15 protein-coding genes are annotated in these 17,263 nt (G+C 60.7%); 10 read left to right on the top strand and 5 right to left on the bottom strand.

Annotated elements, in window-relative coordinates; all coding sequences use genetic code 11:
• The first annotated feature begins 14 nt into the window (after positions 1–14).
• A complete protein-coding gene (locus K5Y35_RS09850; RefSeq protein ID WP_222834151.1) occupies positions 15–1,259 on the top strand; it encodes a metallophosphoesterase family protein in 1,245 nt (414 codons plus the stop codon).
• A gap of 122 nt (positions 1,260–1,381) precedes the next feature.
• On the opposite strand, the gene gbcA is transcribed toward K5Y35_RS09850, so the two are convergent.
• A complete protein-coding gene (gbcA, locus tag K5Y35_RS09855) occupies positions 1,382–2,677 on the bottom strand; it encodes a glycine-betaine demethylase subunit GbcA (RefSeq protein ID WP_123469387.1) in 1,296 nt (431 codons plus the stop codon).
• A 284-nt stretch (positions 2,678–2,961) separates the two neighbouring features.
• Between gbcA and gbcB the strand changes: the two genes are divergently transcribed.
• A complete protein-coding gene (gene gbcB / locus K5Y35_RS09860; protein WP_007962605.1) occupies positions 2,962–4,062 on the top strand; it encodes a glycine-betaine demethylase subunit GbcB in 1,101 nt (366 codons plus the stop codon).
• Between the two features lie 188 nt (positions 4,063–4,250).
• Here gbcB and K5Y35_RS09865 read toward each other — a convergent pair whose 3' ends face one another.
• Positions 4,251–5,075, bottom strand: a complete 825-nt coding sequence (locus K5Y35_RS09865; RefSeq protein ID WP_222834152.1) for an SDR family oxidoreductase — start codon at positions 5,073–5,075, stop codon at positions 4,251–4,253.
• 194 nt (positions 5,076–5,269) lie between these two features.
• Positions 5,270–6,310, bottom strand: coding sequence for a low specificity L-threonine aldolase (locus tag K5Y35_RS09870; RefSeq protein ID WP_016986284.1), 1,041 nt, complete (start codon positions 6,308–6,310; stop codon positions 5,270–5,272).
• Between the two features lie 126 nt (positions 6,311–6,436).
• On the opposite strand from K5Y35_RS09870, the gene K5Y35_RS09875 reads away from it, so the two are divergent.
• From K5Y35_RS09875 to fdhA, 8 genes are all read left to right on the top strand, one after another.
• Complete coding sequence (locus K5Y35_RS09875; protein WP_222834153.1) at positions 6,437–7,147, top strand: TraX family protein; 711 nt, start codon at positions 6,437–6,439, stop codon at positions 7,145–7,147.
• 284 nt (positions 7,148–7,431) lie between these two features.
• On the top strand, positions 7,432–8,685 hold the full coding sequence (gene glyA / locus K5Y35_RS09880; protein WP_128615056.1) for a serine hydroxymethyltransferase: 1,254 nt from the start codon (positions 7,432–7,434) through the stop codon (positions 8,683–8,685).
• 20 nt (positions 8,686–8,705) lie between these two features.
• Positions 8,706–9,956, top strand: coding sequence for a sarcosine oxidase subunit beta (locus K5Y35_RS09885; RefSeq protein ID WP_003206307.1), 1,251 nt, complete (start codon positions 8,706–8,708; stop codon positions 9,954–9,956).
• A gap of 14 nt (positions 9,957–9,970) precedes the next feature.
• The gene (locus tag K5Y35_RS09890; RefSeq protein ID WP_008086922.1) at positions 9,971–10,300 is read left to right on the top strand and encodes a sarcosine oxidase subunit delta; all 330 of its coding nucleotides are present in this window, start codon (positions 9,971–9,973) and stop codon (positions 10,298–10,300) included.
• On the top strand, positions 10,297–13,314 hold the full coding sequence (locus K5Y35_RS09895) for a sarcosine oxidase subunit alpha (RefSeq protein WP_123469378.1): 3,018 nt from the start codon (positions 10,297–10,299) through the stop codon (positions 13,312–13,314). Before K5Y35_RS09890 ends, K5Y35_RS09895 begins: the two co-directional genes overlap by 4 nt.
• Positions 13,315–13,495: 181 nt before the next feature.
• Complete coding sequence (locus tag K5Y35_RS09900; RefSeq protein ID WP_123469376.1) at positions 13,496–14,128, top strand: sarcosine oxidase subunit gamma; 633 nt, start codon at positions 13,496–13,498, stop codon at positions 14,126–14,128.
• Positions 14,129–14,376: 248 nt separating this feature from the next.
• Positions 14,377–15,234: a formyltetrahydrofolate deformylase gene (purU, locus tag K5Y35_RS09905; RefSeq protein ID WP_064589552.1), complete on the top strand. Its 858-nt coding sequence runs from the start codon at positions 14,377–14,379 to the stop codon at positions 15,232–15,234.
• A gap of 200 nt (positions 15,235–15,434) precedes the next feature.
• Complete coding sequence (fdhA, locus tag K5Y35_RS09910; protein ID WP_064589551.1) at positions 15,435–16,634, top strand: formaldehyde dehydrogenase, glutathione-independent; 1,200 nt, start codon at positions 15,435–15,437, stop codon at positions 16,632–16,634.
• A 73-nt stretch (positions 16,635–16,707) separates the two neighbouring features.
• Here the strand turns inward: fdhA and K5Y35_RS09915 are convergent, their stop codons facing one another.
• Together K5Y35_RS09915 and K5Y35_RS09920 are read right to left on the bottom strand one after the other, a co-directional pair.
• Entirely contained in the window at positions 16,708–16,920 is a 213-nt protein-coding gene (locus K5Y35_RS09915; protein ID WP_222834154.1) for a cold-shock protein, read from the bottom strand.
• A gap of 73 nt (positions 16,921–16,993) precedes the next feature.
• Positions 16,994–17,182, bottom strand: a complete 189-nt coding sequence (locus K5Y35_RS09920; RefSeq protein ID WP_222834155.1) for a hypothetical protein — start codon at positions 17,180–17,182, stop codon at positions 16,994–16,996.
• Positions 17,183–17,263: the final 81 nt, after the last annotated feature.

Consider the following 17,263-nt stretch of genomic DNA (forward strand, 5'->3'; position numbering starts at 1 on the left):
TAGAGGATTACGCCATGTCAGCGGTCGGTCATCTGAAACACGAATACGACAAGGTCAAAGTGCGCATTCACGGCTTGTTCACGCGCATGGAGATGGCCTGGATGAAGCTCGTCAGCGAACTGGAGCCGCACGAGTTTCAGGCCATCATCAAGCTGCTGCAGCGCGGGCACGATCAGGCACAGTACGTGCTGAAAAACGGCGAGTTGCCGGACGACGAACCGAGCGTACCCTGGGAGCTGTCCCACGGTTTGTCGATCCTGCGCATCGGCGGTGCCGCGCCCTTGCCGCAGTCGAGCGATCAACTGCAAACCCGTGTGCTCAAGGACGGCAGCCTGCTCGGGTGTCGCAAGTGGGAACTGCTGGATCTGCTGTGGAGCGAGGCGCTGCTCAAATGGATCGAAAACCTGCGCCATCACGCAACCTTCGGCACCGACCCGGCGGTGGTGCAAATGGAGCGCGACGTGACCCTGGCCATCGCCGGCGATTGGGGCACCGGTCCCTTCGACAGCCACGCACCGGCGGTGTCGGTGGCCAACCAGATGCAGCTGGCGCAGGCGGATTTCACCATTCATCTGGGCGACGTTTACTACGCCGGCAGTCACTCCCAGGAGGACGTCGACATGGCCGGTTGGCCGATGGGCAGCCATGGCTCGTTCACCCTCAACTCCAACCACGAGATGTACAGCGGCGCCCACGGCTACTTCAAGGAACTGGCCAAGCGTTTTCCGGGGCAGCAGGGCACCAGTTACTTCGCCTTGATCAATGACGACTGGCTGGTGGTCGGGCTGGATTCGGCGTATGCCTCGGATGCGATGAACCTGTACATGGACGGCACCCTCAACGAACCGCAGATCCAGTGGCTGAAAGGCCTGCCGAAACGCAAGAAAATCATGGTGCTCAGCCATCATCAGGGCTTCGATATTTCCGGGCACAACAAGACTGCGCTGTATCAACCGGTGTGCGATGCGCTGGGGCGGGAGCCGGATTATTGGTATTGGGGGCATCTGCATAACGGCATCGTCTATGCGCAGCAGGGCGGTTTGCATGCGCGCTGTGCCGGGCACGGGGCGATTCCCTATGGCAATGCCAGCGAGCTGAACGGACATTCGCGGGTGTTGTGGTCGGAGACGCAGGATGCCAACGATCCGGCGTATCCGCTGCGGGTGTTGAATGGCTACGCGAAAATCAGGTTGGTGGGGGAGGATATTTTTGAGGAGTTTATTGGCGAGGATGGGTCGGTGAGGTGGTCATCCAAATAAGGCGGTGACTCGGCCGGCCTCTTCGCGAGCAAGCTCGCTCCCACAGTGGTCTGCGGTGTTAACAGAATTTGTGTACACCGCCAGTCCCTGTGGGAGCGAGCTTGCTCGCGAAGCTTTTGCTTTTAGCCCTGGACAGGCACTCCTTTGAGGTACGGCGCCGGCTCGGCGCCGAGGTTGCTTAGCATCCGCTCGCTGTACCAGTCGACGAAGTTGACCACGCCAAACTCATAGGTCTTGGAATAAGGCCCAGGCTGGTAAGCGGTGGAGTTGATCCCGCGCTGGTTCTCTTCGGCCAGACGACGATCCTGATCGTTGGTCGCGTCCCACACCTGGCGCATGCGCTCTACGTCGTAATCCACGCCCTCGACCGCATCCTTGTGCACCAGCCATTTGGTGGTGACCATGGTTTCCTGGGCGCTGATCGGCCACACGGTGAAGACGATGATGTGGTCGCCCATGCAGTGGTTCCACGAGTGCGGCAGGTGCAGAATGCGCATCGAGCCGAGGTCGGGGTTCTTGATCCGGCCCATCAGTTTCGCGCAGCCCTGTTTGCCGTCCATGGTCATCGACACGGTGCCCTTGAGCAGCGGCATGCGCACGATGCGGTTGCGCAGGCCGAAACTGGCGTGGGCGTAAGGGATTTTCTCGGCTTCCCAGGCAGCGGCGGAGGCGGCGACGTGATCCTTGAACGCCTGATCGGCGCGCGGGTCAGTGACGTCGTCCCATTCCAGCAGGGTTTTCAGCAGTTCCGGGTGCGACGCGTTGCAGTGGTAGCACTCGCGGTTGTTTTCCAGCACCAGTTTCCAGTTGGCCTTTTCCATCAAGGTGGTGGTGATCGCCACCTTGGTGTTCTCCATGTCGTACGGTTCCATGTAGTGGTTCAGTGTCGACAGGAAGTCATCAATGGCCGGTGGATTGTCTGCCAGGCTGATGAAGATGTAGCCACCGGCGGTCTTCACGTTCACCGGTTTGAGGCCGTACTGCTTCATGTCGAAATCGGCGCCCATTTCGGTACCGGCAAACAGCAGGCGACCGTCCAGTTCATACGTCCACTGGTGGTAGTGGCAGACCAGTTTGGCGACCTTGCCTTTTTCACTGGTGCACAGGCGCGAGCCACGGTGGCGGCAGACGTTATGGAAGGCATGCACCACGCCGTCGCCGCCACGAATGACGATGATCGGGTTCTTGCCGACCTGCAGGGTCAGGTAATTGCCCTTGGCCGGGATCTCGCAGGTCATGCCGGCGATCAGCCATTCCTTCTGAAAGATCTCCTGCATGTCGATATCGAACAGGCGCTCGTCGCTGTAAAACGGCTGCGGCAGCGAAAAGGTGCGCTCGCGCTCCTGGAGCATTTGTGCGGTGGCCTTGCGTGCGGGTTCCAGCGGATCGCCCAGGCTGATTTTTGCGGTGACGTCCATCAATGTGATCCTCGAGGCCATTCTGTGTGGCCGATGAAAAGTGGCTGATCAGGGGTGCTACGCAAGGTGTAAAGGATTCGTCTTGGTGTGAGGCGAGTGTGGGGCCGGCGCTGCCCGGAACCTTATCCATGGGCGACATGGTGCAATCTGTTCCCGACGCGCAACCCCCGGCGGTTGGGGGCTGGTCGCGATAAGTATGCCGATGTCGCGGATAGGTAAACGGGCGGTCCGCGCTATACGCAGAATCGCCACATGAAGGCCGACAGTCGGCCGTGGAGAACAGCATGTCCAACAGCTTCCTGAATCCGGTCACCACCCAGACCTGGGCCAATGGCCGACACATCGTCCGTTGCGTCAAAGTCATCCAGGAAACCTGGGACGTGCGCACCTTCTGTTTCATGGCCGACCAGCCGATCCTGTTCTTCTTCAAGCCCGGGCAGTTCGTGACCCTGGAGCTGGAAATCGACGGTCAGCCGATCATGCGTTCGTACACCATTTCCAGTTCGCCGTCGGTGCCGTACAGCTTCTCGGTGACCATCAAGCGCGTGCCGGGCGGCAAGGTCTCCAACTGGCTGCACGACACGTTGCATGAAGGCCAGGAGCTGGCGGTGCACGGGCCGGTCGGGCTGTTCAACGCCATCGACTTCCCGAGCCCGAAAGTGCTTTACCTCAGCGGCGGCGTGGGGATCACCCCGTGCATGTCGATGGCGCGCTGGTTCTACGACACCAACGCCAACGTCGACATGACGTTTATCCACAGCGCCCGCTCGCCGAAAGACATCATTTACCACCGCGAGCTGGAACACATGGCCTCGCGGATCGACAACTTCAGCCTGCACCTGATCTGCGAGAAGCATGGTCTGGGTGAGCCGTGGGCCGGCTATCGCGGCTACCTCAATCACAAAATGCTCGAACTGATGGTGCCGGACTTCCTCGAGCGCGAAGTGTTCTGCTGCGGTCCGACGCCGTACATGACCGCGGTCAAGCGCCTGCTCGAAGCCGCCGGCTACGACATGTCGCGCTATCACGAGGAGTCCTTCGGCGCCACGCCACCGGAAGCCCGCGCCGATGCAGTGGAGCAAGCCGAACAGGCCGCCGAGGCGCCGGAAATAGATGCGGCGGATCTGCATCAGGTCGAATTCACCGCGTCCGGCAAAAGCATTCGCGTGGCCCCGGGCGAAACCGTGCATGCGGCGGCGGCCAAGCTGGGTTTGATGATCCCGAAAGCCTGCGGCATGGGCATTTGCGGCACGTGCAAGGTGATGAAGCTGGGCGGCGAGGTGGAGATGGAGCACAACGGCGGGATCACCGAGGACGATGAGGCGGAAGGGTTTATTCTTTCGTGCTGCAGCGTGCCTAAAGGCGACGTGCGTATCGAATTCTGATCGGTAACCCTCACCCCAGCCCTCTCCCGGAGGGAGAGGGGGCCGACCGAGGTGTCTGGCGTTCTACATCGACCTGAAAGACCTTATCGAATATGGATTCGGTAAAGCAGTTTCACGTCGGCGTAATTCTCAAATATCCCCCAATCAGTCCCCTCTCCCTTTGGGAGACGGCTAGGGTGAGGTGCTTTTCAGTCGATAAACAAATCCGGCATCAGTGCCGCGGCGCTTTCTCGATCAAAGCGATATTGATCGAACTCAGCCACGCCGCTCTCACGCAAAATCTCTTCATCAATCAACAATCGCCCAGTGATCTGCCGCCCGCTGCTGCTCAGAATCACATGCGCCGCATCCGCCATGATCGCAGGCGTGCGCGCCTGTTTGAACGACTCGCGATTGCCCAGCTGAAACTCGATTGCCGCTGTGGCAATCATCGTCTGCGGCCACAGCGAATTGACGCTGATCCCGTAACTGGCGAATTCCTCGCTCATGCCTACGGTCAGCATGCTCATGCCGTACTTGGTCACGGTGTAGGGGCTGAACTGCGCAAACCATTTGCTCGCCAGGTTCAGCGGTGGTGACAGGTTGAGGATGTGCCCGGCCGTTTTTTTCAGATAGGGCAGGGCCGCCTGGCTGCACAGCAACACGGCGCGGGTGTTGATCTGGTGCATCAGGTCGAAGCGCTTGAGTTCGATGTGTTGCACGCCAGTCAGCTTGATCGCCCCGGCGTTGTTCACCAGCGCATCAATGCCGCCGAAATGCTCGTTGGCCTGGGCCAGTGCCTGACGCACGGCGTCTTCATCACGCACATCCACTTGCAGCGCCAGGGCCTTGCCGCCGGCGGCTTCGACTTCGGCGGCGACGCTGTGGATGGTGCCGGGCAGCTTGGCGTGGGGTTCGGCGCTTTTAGCGGCGATGACGATATTGGCCCCGTCCTTCGCGGCGCGCAGCGCAATCTCACGCCCGATGCCACGGCTGGCGCCGGTGATGAACAGGGTTTTGCCTTGTAACGACATGCCGATGCTCCTGCTTATTGTTAGGTGAGCGGAGGCTCGACAGACACTGTAGACCAAGTCTTTCTGGGCACGAGGAAGGAGGATTGAGGATGCTTGGAGGAGTGGCGGTTGTGGCAAGGGGATAAATCCCCTTGCCACAGGGGGCTCCCCTCATGACAGGGAGTCCCTCACAGGGAGTTCATTTGCTCAAAAAATCAGGCGGACATGACTTCGCGGATGTCGCGGGCCAGTTCGCGTACGCGTTCTTCTTCGGTGTCCCACGAGCACATGAAGCGCGCGCCGCCCTTGCCGATGAAGGTGTAGAAGCGCCAGTTCTTTGCAGTCAGGGCGGCGATGGCCGGTTCCGAGAGTTGCAGGAACACGCCGTTGGCCTGGACCGGGAACATCAGTTCCACGCCCGGGATGTCGCTGACCAGTTCGGCCAGCAATTGCGCGCAATGGTTGGCGTGGCGGGCATATTTGAGCCAGGCGTCGTTTTCGAGGATGCCGACCCACGGTGCCGAGAGGAAGCGCATTTTCGACGCCAGTTGCCCGGCCTGTTTGCAGCGATAATCGAAGTCTTCGGCCAGTTTGTGGTTGAAGAACAGGATCGCTTCACCCACCGCCATGCCGTTCTTGGTGCCGCCGAAGCACAGTACATCGACGCCGGCCTTCCAGGTCAGGTCGGCCGGCGAGCAGCCGAGGAACGCGCAGGCGTTGGAGAAACGTGCGCCGTCCATGTGCAGGTGCAGGCCCAGTTCCTTGCAGGTGGCGCTGATGGCGCGGACTTCTTCAGGGGTGTAGACGCTGCCGACTTCGGTGGCCTGGGTCAGGGTCACGACGCGCGGTTTCGGGTAATGGATGTCCTGGCGCTTGAGCGCGACTTCTCGGATCGACTGCGGGGTGATCTTGCCGTTTTCAGTGCCGGCGATCAGCAGTTTCGAGCCGTTGGAGAAAAATTCCGGGGCGCCGCACTCGTCGGTTTCGACGTGGGCGGTTTCCGAGCAGATCACGCTGTGGTAACTCTGGCACAGCGACGACAGCGCCAGCGAGTTGGCGGCGGTGCCGTTGAAGGCGAAGAACACTTCGCAGTCGGTTTCGAACAGGTTGCGGAAATGGTCGGCCGCGCGTGCGGTCCATTCATCGTCGCCATAAGCGCGCTGGTGGCCGTGGTTGGCCTGTTCCATGGCAGCCCAGGCTTCAGGGCAGATACCGGAGTAGTTGTCGCTGGCGAATTGTTGGCTCTTGTCGGTCATGGCCGGCTTCCGTGGTCGAGACTCTTGTGAAGGCTCGTGGTCAATGATGATGCGCACTTTACCGAAGATCTTCCGGGGAGCACACGGGATGTCGCTATCAGAAAATTACCAGTTTGTGGCCCGATTATGCACGTGACTAAACGCGACGGCGCGCTGGATCTACTCAAGTGGCTGGCGCTGCTGAGCATGCTGCTCGATCACCTGCGATATGTCGGGATCAGCGTCGATTGGCTGTATGTGCCGGGGCGGATGGCGTTTCCGTGGTTCTGCCTGGCGATGGCGGCGAATCTTGCCCGCGCCAGTGCGCAGAAGACCGAGTGGCGCTATCTGGGCTGGTTGTTGCTGTTCAGCGCAGTGAGTGAAATTCCCTACCGTCTGTACATTCCAGATCCCGACACCTTGAACGTGATGCCGACCCTGGCGCTGGGTTTGTTGGTAGCGCGGGGCTGGCAGGATCCCTCGATCATGTCGCGATTACTGGGTGTTGCTGCGCTGGTACTGGCTGCTGTGTTTCCGGAGCGACTGATGTTCGGGTTCTTCGGCGTTCTGTTGCCGTTGGCGTTGCTGATGGTGTTTCGCCGTCCGTGGTATTTCAGCCTGCTGCCGGGATTGTTCTGTCTCGCCGCCAACCAGTGGCAAGTACTGTACGACTCGGCGAGGTTCGGCAGTAGCGTTGCGATCCTTGGGATTGCCATTTGTCTGTTTGCGCCAATGCTCGGGCTGTTCCTGTTGCGACATGGGCGACATCTGCAGCCACCGCCAATGCGGCGCTGGGCGTACGCGCTCTATCCCGCGCATTTCCTCCTGCTGCTCGCCGTCCGCCAACTCTTTACATAACCCTGTGGGAGCGAGCTTGCTCGCGAAAGCGGAGTGTCAGCCAGCACTGATGCTGACTGACACCGCCTCTTCGCGAGCAAGCTCGCTCCCACAGGGTTCTTCGTCATATTGAGGATTGTGTTTGTCAGGGCATTTCCGGCCATGTCGTAAACGCACCTTTGCGTGGCGTCCGTAGGCATTTGAGCTGTCTGCGCCGGTCATACCATCGGCATCAAAGGGCACTGCCGTGATTGCCGGTGCCTTACCGAGACGAATGGCGCACAGATGCCGCTGGGAGAGACGCGATGTTCAGCAAGCAAGACCAGATCCAGGGTTACGACGATGCACTGCTGGCGGCGATGAATGCCGAGGAGCAACGTCAGGAAGATCACATCGAGCTGATCGCGTCAGAAAACTACACCAGCAAACGTGTCATGCAAGCCCAGGGCAGCGGTCTCACCAACAAATACGCCGAAGGCTATCCGGGCAAGCGCTACTACGGCGGCTGCGAGCATGTGGATAAGGTCGAAGCGCTGGCCATCGAGCGCGCCAAGCAAGTGTTCGGCGCCGATTACGCCAACGTCCAGCCGCACTCCGGTTCGTCGGCCAACAGCGCCGTGTACCTAGCGCTGATCCAGCCGGGCGACACCATCCTCGGCATGAGCCTGGCCCACGGCGGTCACCTGACCCACGGCGCCAAAGTGTCGTCCTCGGGCAAGCTCTACAACGCTGTGCAGTACGGTATCAACACTGACACCGGGCTGATTGATTACGACGAAGTCGAGCGTCTGGCCGTCGAGTGCAAGCCGAAGATGATCGTCGCCGGGTTCTCCGCGTACTCCAAGACCCTCGACTTCCCGCGCTTCCGGCAGATTGCTGACAAGGTCGGCGCGCTGCTGTTCGTCGACATGGCCCACGTCGCCGGTCTGGTCGCCGCCGGTCTGTACCCGAACCCGCTGCCGTACGCCGACGTGGTCACCACCACCACGCACAAAACCCTGCGCGGTCCGCGTGGCGGGCTGATCCTGGCCAAGTCCAACGAAGAAATCGAGAAGAAGCTCAACGCTGCGGTATTCCCTGGCGCCCAGGGCGGCCCGCTGATGCACGTGATCGCCGGTAAAGCGGTGTGCTTCAAGGAAGCGCTGGAGCCAGGCTTCAAGGCCTATCAACAGCAAGTGATCGACAACGCCAAAGCGATGGCCAGCGTGTTTATCAAACGTGGCTACGATGTAGTGTCCGGCGGCACTGATAACCACCTGTTCCTGGTCAGCCTGATCCGTCAGGGCCTGACCGGCAAAGATGCGGACGCCGCCCTCGGCCGCGCCCACATCACCGTCAACAAGAACGCGGTGCCGAACGACCCGCAATCGCCGTTCGTGACCTCGGGCCTGCGCATCGGCACCCCGGCGGTCACCACGCGTGGCTTCAAGGTCGCCCAGTGCGAAGTGCTGGCCGGCTGGATCTGCGACATCCTCGACAACCTCGGTGACGCCGACGTTGAAGCGAATGTGGCCAAGAACGTCGCGGCACTGTGCGCCGACTACCCGGTTTATCGCTGAGCGGTTTGGAGTAAATGACTATGCAACGCTATTCGGGCTTCGGCCTCTTCAAACACTCCCTCAGCCACCACGAAAACTGGCAGCGCATGTGGCGCACGCCGACGCCGAAGAAGGTCTACGACGTGGTCATCGTCGGTGGCGGCGGGCACGGTCTGGCGACTGCCTATTACTTGGCGAAAGAGCACGGCATCACCAACGTGGCCGTGGTCGAGAAGGGCTGGCTGGGCGGCGGGAACACCGCACGCAACACCACTATCGTTCGCTCCAACTACCTGTGGGACGAGTCGGCGCACCTGTACGAACACGCGATGAAATTGTGGGAAGGCCTGTCCCAGGACCTGAACTACAACGTGATGTTCTCCCAGCGTGGCGTCTACAACCTGTGCCACACCCTGCAGGACATCCGTGATTCCGAGCGTCGGGTCAGCGCCAACCGCCTCAACGGCGTCGACGGCGAGCTGCTCAATGCCAAGCAAGTGGCGGACGAGATCCCGTACCTCGACTGCTCGAAAAACACCCGCTACCCGGTGATGGGCGCGACCGTTCAGCGTCGTGGTGGCGTCGCTCGTCACGATGCCGTGGCCTGGGGCTTTGCCCGTGCCGCCGACGCCTTGGGCGTGGACTTGATCCAGCAGACCGAAGTGATCGGTTTCCGCAAGGAAAACGGCGTGTGCATCGGCGTTGAAACCAACAAGGGTTTCATCGGCGCCAAGCGCGTCGGTGTGGTGACTGCCGGTAACTCCGGGCACATGGCCAAGCTCGCCGGTTTCCGTCTGCCGATCGAGTCCCACCCGCTGCAAGCGCTGGTGTCCGAGCCGATCAAACCGATTATCGACAGCGTGATCATGTCCAACGCCGTACACGGTTACATCAGCCAGTCCGACAAGGGCGATCTGGTGATCGGCGCCGGTATCGACGGCTACAACGGCTACGGCCAGCGCGGTTCGTACCCGGTGATCGAGCACACCATCCAGGCCATCGTCGAGATGTTCCCGGTGCTGTCGCGGGTGCGCATGAACCGCCAGTGGGGCGGTATCGTCGACACCACGCCGGACGCTTGCCCGATCATTTCGAAAACCCCGGTGCCGAACATGTTCTTCAACTGCGGTTGGGGCACCGGCGGCTTCAAGGCCACACCTGGCTCGGGCAACGTGTTTGCCGCCAGTCTGGCCAAGGGTGAAATGCACCCGTTGGCCGCCCCGTTTTCCATCGACCGTTTCCACAACGGCGCTCTCATCGACGAACACGGCGCTGCTGCCGTCGCCCACTAACAGGAGAAATCCCCATGTTGCATATCTTCTGTCCTCACTGCGGCGAACTGCGCTCCGAAGAGGAATTCCACGCATCCGGCCAGGCGCACATTCCGCGCCCACTGGATCCTGCCGCCTGCACTGATGAAGAGTGGGGCGACTACATGTTCTTCCGCGATAACCCGCGTGGTCTGCACCACGAACTGTGGGATCACGTCGCCGGTTGCCGCCAGTACTTCAACGTCACCCGCGACACCGTGACCTACGAGATTCTCGAAACCTACAAGATCGGCACCAAGCCGCAATTCACCGACAAGGCTGATTCGGCAAAAACAGCCACGACGGCGCTGGGAGAGAAGGTATGAGCCAGACCAATCGCCTGTCCAACGGTGGACGGATCGACCGCAACAAAGTGCTGAGCTTCACCTTCAACGGCCAGACTTATAAAGGCTTCGAGGGCGACTCGCTGGCCTCGGCGCTGATCGCCAATGGCGTCGACATCATCGGTCGCAGCTTCAAGTATTCACGGCCACGCGGGATCTTCGCCGCCGGTGCCGAAGAGCCGAACGCCGTGCTGCAGATCGGTGCCACCGAAGCCACGCAAATTCCCAACGTGCGCGCCACGCAACAGGCGTTGTACCAAGGCCTGGTCGCCACCAGCACCAACGGCTGGCCGAGCGTCAACAACGACATGATGGGGATTCTCGGCAAGGTCGGCGGCAAGCTGATGCCGCCGGGTTTCTACTACAAAACCTTCATGTACCCGCAATCGTTCTGGATGACTTACGAGAAGTACATTCGCAAGGCTGCCGGCCTGGGCCGTTCGCCGACTGAAGTCGATCCGGACACCTACGACTACATGAACCAGCACTGCGACGTGCTGATTGTCGGCGCCGGCCCTGCCGGTCTCGCCGCCGCCCTGGCCGCCGCACGCAGCGGTGCCCGGGTGATTCTCGCCGATGAGCAGGAAGAGTTCGGCGGCAGCCTGCTCGATTCCCGCGAGAGCCTCGACGGCAAACCGGCGATCGAGTGGGTGGCCAGTGTCATCGCTGAATTGAAGAACACCCCGGACGTGCTGCTGTTGCCGCGCGCCACGGTCAACGGCTACCACGACCACAATTTCCTGACCATTCACGAACGCCTCACCGACCACCTCGGTGATCGTGCGCCGATCGGTCAGGTGCGTCAGCGCATCCACCGCGTTCGCGCCAAACGTGTGGTGCTGGCGACCGGCGCTCACGAGCGTCCACTGGTCTACGGCAACAACGACGTGCCGGGCAACATGCTCGCCGGCGCGGTCTCGACTTACGTGCGCCGTTACGGCGTGGCACCGGGCAAGAAGCTGGTGCTGACCACCAACAACGATCACGCTTACCGCGTCGCTCTGGACTGGCTCGACGCCAGCCTGCAAGTGGTGGCCATCGCCGATGCGCGCAGCAACCCGCGTGGTGCGCTGGTGGAAGAAGCCCGTGCCAAAGGCATCCGCATCCTCACCGGCAGCGCCGTGATCGAGGCCCGTGGCAGCAAGCGCGTGACCGCTGCCCGTGTGGCGGCGATCGACGTTAAAGCGCACACCGTGACCAGCCCGGGCGAATGGCTCGACTGCGACGTGATTGCCAGTTCCGGCGGTTACAGCCCGGTTGTGCACTTGGCTTCGCACCTCGGTGGCAAGCCGATCTGGCGTGAAGATATCCTCGGTTTCGTACCGGGCGAAGCACCGCAGAAGCGTGTGTGCGTCGGCGGCATCAACGGCGTGTATGGCCTCGGCGATTCGTTGGCCGACGGCTTCGAAGGTGGCGTGCGCGCTGCGGCCGAAGCCGGGTTCCAGACTGTCGAAGGCGTGCTGCCCAAAGCCCTGAGCCGTGTTGAAGAACCGACCCTGGCGCTGTTCCAGGTGCCGCATGAGAAGGGCACCGCGCGCGCGCCGAAGCAATTCGTCGACCTGCAGAACGACGTCACCGCCGCCGCCATCGAACTGGCGACCCGCGAAGGTTTCGAGTCGGTCGAACACGTCAAACGTTATACCGCGCTGGGCTTCGGCACCGATCAGGGCAAGCTTGGCAACGTCAACGGCCTGGCGATTGCCGCCCGTTCGCTGAACGTGACCATCCCGCAGATGGGCACCACGATGTTCCGTCCGAACTACACGCCGGTCACCTTCGGCGCCGTGGCCGGTCGTCACTGTGGGCACATCTTCGAACCGGTGCGCTACACCGCGCTGCATGCCTGGCATGTGAAGAACGGTGCCGAATTTGAAGACGTTGGTCAGTGGAAGCGTCCGTGGTATTTCCCGAAAAACGGTGAAGACCTGCACGCCGCTGTGAAGCGCGAATGCAAAGCCGTGCGCGACAGCGTCGGCCTGCTCGACGCCTCGACCCTGGGCAAGATCGACATCCAGGGCCCGGATGCCCGCGAGTTCCTCAACCGCGTGTACACCAACGCCTGGACCAAGCTCGATGTGGGCAAGGCCCGTTACGGCCTGATGTGCAAAGAAGACGGCATGGTCTTCGATGACGGTGTAACGGCGTGCCTGGCGGACAACCATTTCGTCATGACCACCACCACCGGCGGCGCGGCGCGCGTACTGCAATGGCTGGAGCTGTACCACCAGACCGAATGGCCGGACATGAAGGTCTACTTCACCTCCGTCACCGACCACTGGGCGACCATGACCCTGTCCGGACCGAACAGCCGCAAGCTGCTCAGCGCCGTGACCGACATTGATCTGAGCAACGAAGCGTTCCCGTTCATGACCTGGAAAGAAGGTCTGGTCGGCGGCGTGCCGGCGCGGGTGTTCCGTATCTCGTTCACCGGTGAGCTGTCGTACGAAGTCAACGTGCAGGCCGACTACGCGATGGGCGTGCTGGAGAAAATCGTCGAGGCCGGCAAGCAGTACAACCTGACCCCGTATGGCACTGAAACCATGCACGTGCTGCGGGCCGAGAAAGGTTTCATCATCGTCGGTCAGGACACTGACGGCTCGATGACCCCGGACGACCTGAACATGGGCTGGTGCGTGGGTCGCACCAAACCGTTCTCGTGGATCGGCCAGCGTGGGATGAACCGTGAAGACTGCGTGCGTGATCAGCGCAAACAACTGGTGGGCCTGAAGCCGATTGATCCGAACGTCTGGCTGCCGGAAGGTGCGCAACTGGTGTTCAACACCAAGCAGGCGATCCCGATGACCATGGTCGGCCACGTGACCTCCAGTTACGCGCACAACTCCCTCGGCTATTCGTTTGCCATGGGCGTGGTCAAGGGCGGTCTGAAGCGCATGGGTGAGCGGGTGTTTGCACCGCTGGCCGATGGCAGCGTGATCGAGGCGGAAATCGTTTCTTCGGTGTTCTTCGATCCGAAGGGTGATCGGCAGAACATCTGATGCTCTGGAATCCTGTGGGGTGGCGGATATCGCCTTCGCGAGCAAGCTCGCTCCCACAGGTTTCGGGTTGTTAATGGGATTTGTGTCAGGCATCAGTCCAGTGTGGGAGCGAGCTTGCTCGCGAAGGCGGAGTAACAGCCACCACAGGGGCCGGAACCAACAGAATTGATATAGGTGCTTTATGACCACAGCCAACGTGTACCAACAACGCCCGACCACCGGTGCCCGTGCCGAGTCGTCGCTGCACCATGCCGACCTCGCCAGCCTGGTCGGCAAGGGTCGCAAGAATGCCGGCGTCACCGTGCGTGAAAAGAAACTCCTCGGCCACCTGACCATCCGTGGCGATGGCCACGATGCAGCCTTCGCCGCTGGCGTGCACAAGGCCTTGGGCATCGAATTGCCCGGCGCCCTGAGCGTGATCGTCAAAGGCGAATCCAGCCTGCAATGGATGGGCCCGGACGAGTGGCTGTTGATCGTGCCGAGCGGTGAAGAATTCGCCGCCGAGCAGAAACTGCGCGAAGCGCTGGGTGATCTGCACATCGCGATCGTCAACGTCAGCGGCGGCCAGCAAGTGCTCGAACTGAGCGGGCCGAACGTGCGTCAGGTGCTGATGAAATCCACCAGCTACGACGTGCACCCGAACAACTTCCCGGTCGGTAAAGCGGTTGGCACGGTGTTCGCCAAGTCGCAGCTGATGATTCGCCACACCGCTGAAGACACCTGGGAGCTGCTGATCCGTCGCAGCTTTTCGGATTACTGGTGGTTGTGGTTGCAGGATGCATCGGCTGAGTACGGGTTGAGCGTTCAGGCTTGAAGTGAATTGCGTTGAGCGTGCTTGCGTGTAGGGCTGGAGATTTTTTCCCCCTCACCCCAGCCCTCTCCCCCAAGGGGGAGAGGGGAAAGGGAGCCGATCTCGGGTGTTTTTGCGATCTGTATTCACCCGCGAGATTCCAGGTCGATGTAACTCGACAGACACTTAGGTCAGTCCCCTCTCCCTCCGGGAGAGGGCCAGGGTGAGGGGGAAACCTGACACCCCGCACAAAGAACAGGAGTCACCGCACCATGAGCCGCGCCCCAGACACATGGATTCTGACCGCCGACTGCCCCAGCGTCCTCGGCACTGTGGACGCGGTGACGCGTTTTCTGTTCGAGCAGGGTTGCTACGTTACCGAGCACCACTCGTTCGATGACCGCCTCTCCGGCCGTTTCTTCATTCGCGTGGAATTCCGTCAGCCCGACGGTTTCGACGAACAGTCCTTCCGCGCCGGCTTAGCCGAGCGTGGTCAGGCCTTTGGCATGGTTTTCGAACTGACCGCGCCAAACTACCGGCCAAAAGTGGTGATCATGGTCTCCAAGGCCGATCACTGCCTCAACGACTTGCTCTACCGGCAGCGCATCGGCCAGTTGTCGATGGACGTCGCGGCGGTGGTGTCCAACCATCCGGACCTCAAGCCGCTGGCCGACTGGCACCAGATTCCCTACTACCATTTCCCCCTCGACCCCAACGACAAGCCGTCGCAGGAGCGTCAGGTGTGGCAGGTGATCGAAGAGTCCGGTGCCGAGCTGGTGATCCTCGCCCGCTACATGCAGGTGTTGTCGCCGGAGCTGTGCCGCAAGCTCGATGGCAAGGCGATCAATATTCACCACTCGCTGCTGCCGGGGTTCAAGGGCGCCAAGCCGTATCACCAGGCCTACAACAAAGGCGTGAAACTGGTGGGCGCCACGGCGCATTACATCAACAACGACCTCGACGAGGGGCCGATCATCGCCCAGGGCGTCGAGGCGGTGGATCACAGTCATTACCCTGAGGACTTGATTGCCAAGGGGCGGGATATCGAGGGCCTGACGCTGGCGCGGGCCGTTGGGTATCACATCGAAAGAAGGGTGTTTCTCAACGCCAATCGCACGGTCGTTCTCTAGATCGCCATCGCTGGCAAGCCAGCTCCCACAGGGATTTGTGTCGTATACAAAATCTGAATCCAACCCGAATCCTGTGGGAGCTGGCTTGCCAGCGATGAGGCCATAACAGGCAACACAACAATCAGCATCTGTACCCGAGCACTTAACGCGCTGCCTGCCTGGGCAACGCGGTTCCATAAAAACAACAGCGAGGTGAAAGCATGTCTGGCAATCGTGGTGTGGTGTATCTCGGCGCTGGCAAGGTCGAAGTACAGAAAATCGACTATCCGAAAATGCAGGACCCACGCGGTCGCAAGATCGAGCACGGGGTCATTCTCAAAGTGGTTTCCACCAACATTTGTGGCTCCGACCAGCACATGGTGCGCGGCCGTACCACGGCGCAGACCGGTCTGGTGCTGGGCCACGAAATCACCGGCGAAGTGATCGAAAAGGGTTCCGACGTCGAGAACCTGAAAATCGGCGACCTGGTTTCCGTACCGTTCAACGTGGCTTGCGGGCGCTGCCGTTCCTGCAAGGAGCAACACACCGGCGTCTGCCTGACCGTCAACCCGGCCCGTGCCGGCGGCGCTTACGGTTACGTCGACATGGGCGACTGGACCGGTGGCCAGGCCGAGTACGTGTTGGTGCCGTACGCCGACTTCAACCTGCTGAAACTGCCGGATCGCGACAAGGCCATGGAGAAAATCCGCGATCTGACCTGCCTCTCCGACATCCTCCCGACCGGCTACCACGGTGCCGTTACCGCTGGCGTTGGTCCGGGCAGCACCGTTTACATCGCGGGCGCCGGCCCGGTCGGCCTGGCCGCTGCCGCTTCGGCGCGCTTGCTGGGTGCGGCGGTGGTGATCATCGGCGACGTCAACACCATCCGTCTGGCCCACGCCAAGGCGCAGGGTTTTGAAGTGGTCGACCTGTCGCAAGACACGCCACTGCACGAACAGATCGCTGCACTGCTGGGCGAGCCGGAAGTCGATTGCGCGGTGGACTGTGTGGGCTTCGAAGCCCGCGGCCACGGCCACGACGGGGTGAAAGCCGAAGCCCCGGCCACCGTGCTCAACTCGCTGATGGGCGTGGTGCGTGTGGCGGGCAAGATCGGTATCCCGGGCCTGTACGTCACCGAAGATCCGGGTGCCGTGGACGCCGCCGCGAAAATGGGCAGCCTGAGCATCCGCTTCGGCCTCGGCTGGGCAAAATCCCACAGCTTCCACACCGGCCAGACCCCGGTGATGAAGTACAACCGCCAACTGATGCAGGCGATCATGTGGGATCGCATTAACATTGCCGAAGTGGTGGGTGTGCAGGTGATCAGTCTGGATCAGGCGCCAGAAGGTTATGGCGAGTTCGATGCCGGTGTGCCGAAGAAGTTTGTGATTGATCCGCATAAGTTGTTTAGTGCGGCGTAACAATACCAACCAAAAAAACGGCGCCTTCGAGCGCCGTTTTTTTAAGTAAATGCCGAGCTTCCATACGACATTTCTACTCGATTCTTACCTCTGCCGCTTGCATACCTTTCTGCCCAGGTTCAGCTACATAACTTACGATCTGCCCCTCTTTTAAGCTTTTGAAACCGTCGGATTCGATTGCCTTGAAGTGAACAAACAGATCCGCTCCTCCATCAAGCGGAGTGATGAACCCAAAACCTTTCTCATCGTTGAACCACTTAACTGTTCCCTTTGTTCTGTTTGACATTTTTTGCTTTCCGTTTTGATTGATTTTGTGAAACTCACGAAGTAGCCGAACTACGAAATCATCTAAGTGGCTTTCATTCGTGATGAGCCAATCTGATGTCCACGGCGTAGTACTGACCGTTATCACCCCGCATAAGGTCATAAGTAACCTTCTGCCCCGCTTTGATGTATTTGATGATCGGATCGTCCGGGCTGATGCAAAAGATGATCGGCGGGACATCTGATTCGAGCAGTTGATCGCGCGGACTGAGTTGCTTCTCCATCACCGTATCTCCCGTTGAATGACCGTTAGTTGCACCTCGCTTTCTTCGAACAATTGACACACCAGCAGCCTATTCCAGCCC

This window comes from Pseudomonas sp. SC3(2021), assembly GCF_019856535.1.
Classification (GTDB): Bacteria; Pseudomonadota; Gammaproteobacteria; order Pseudomonadales; family Pseudomonadaceae; genus Aquipseudomonas; species Aquipseudomonas monsensis.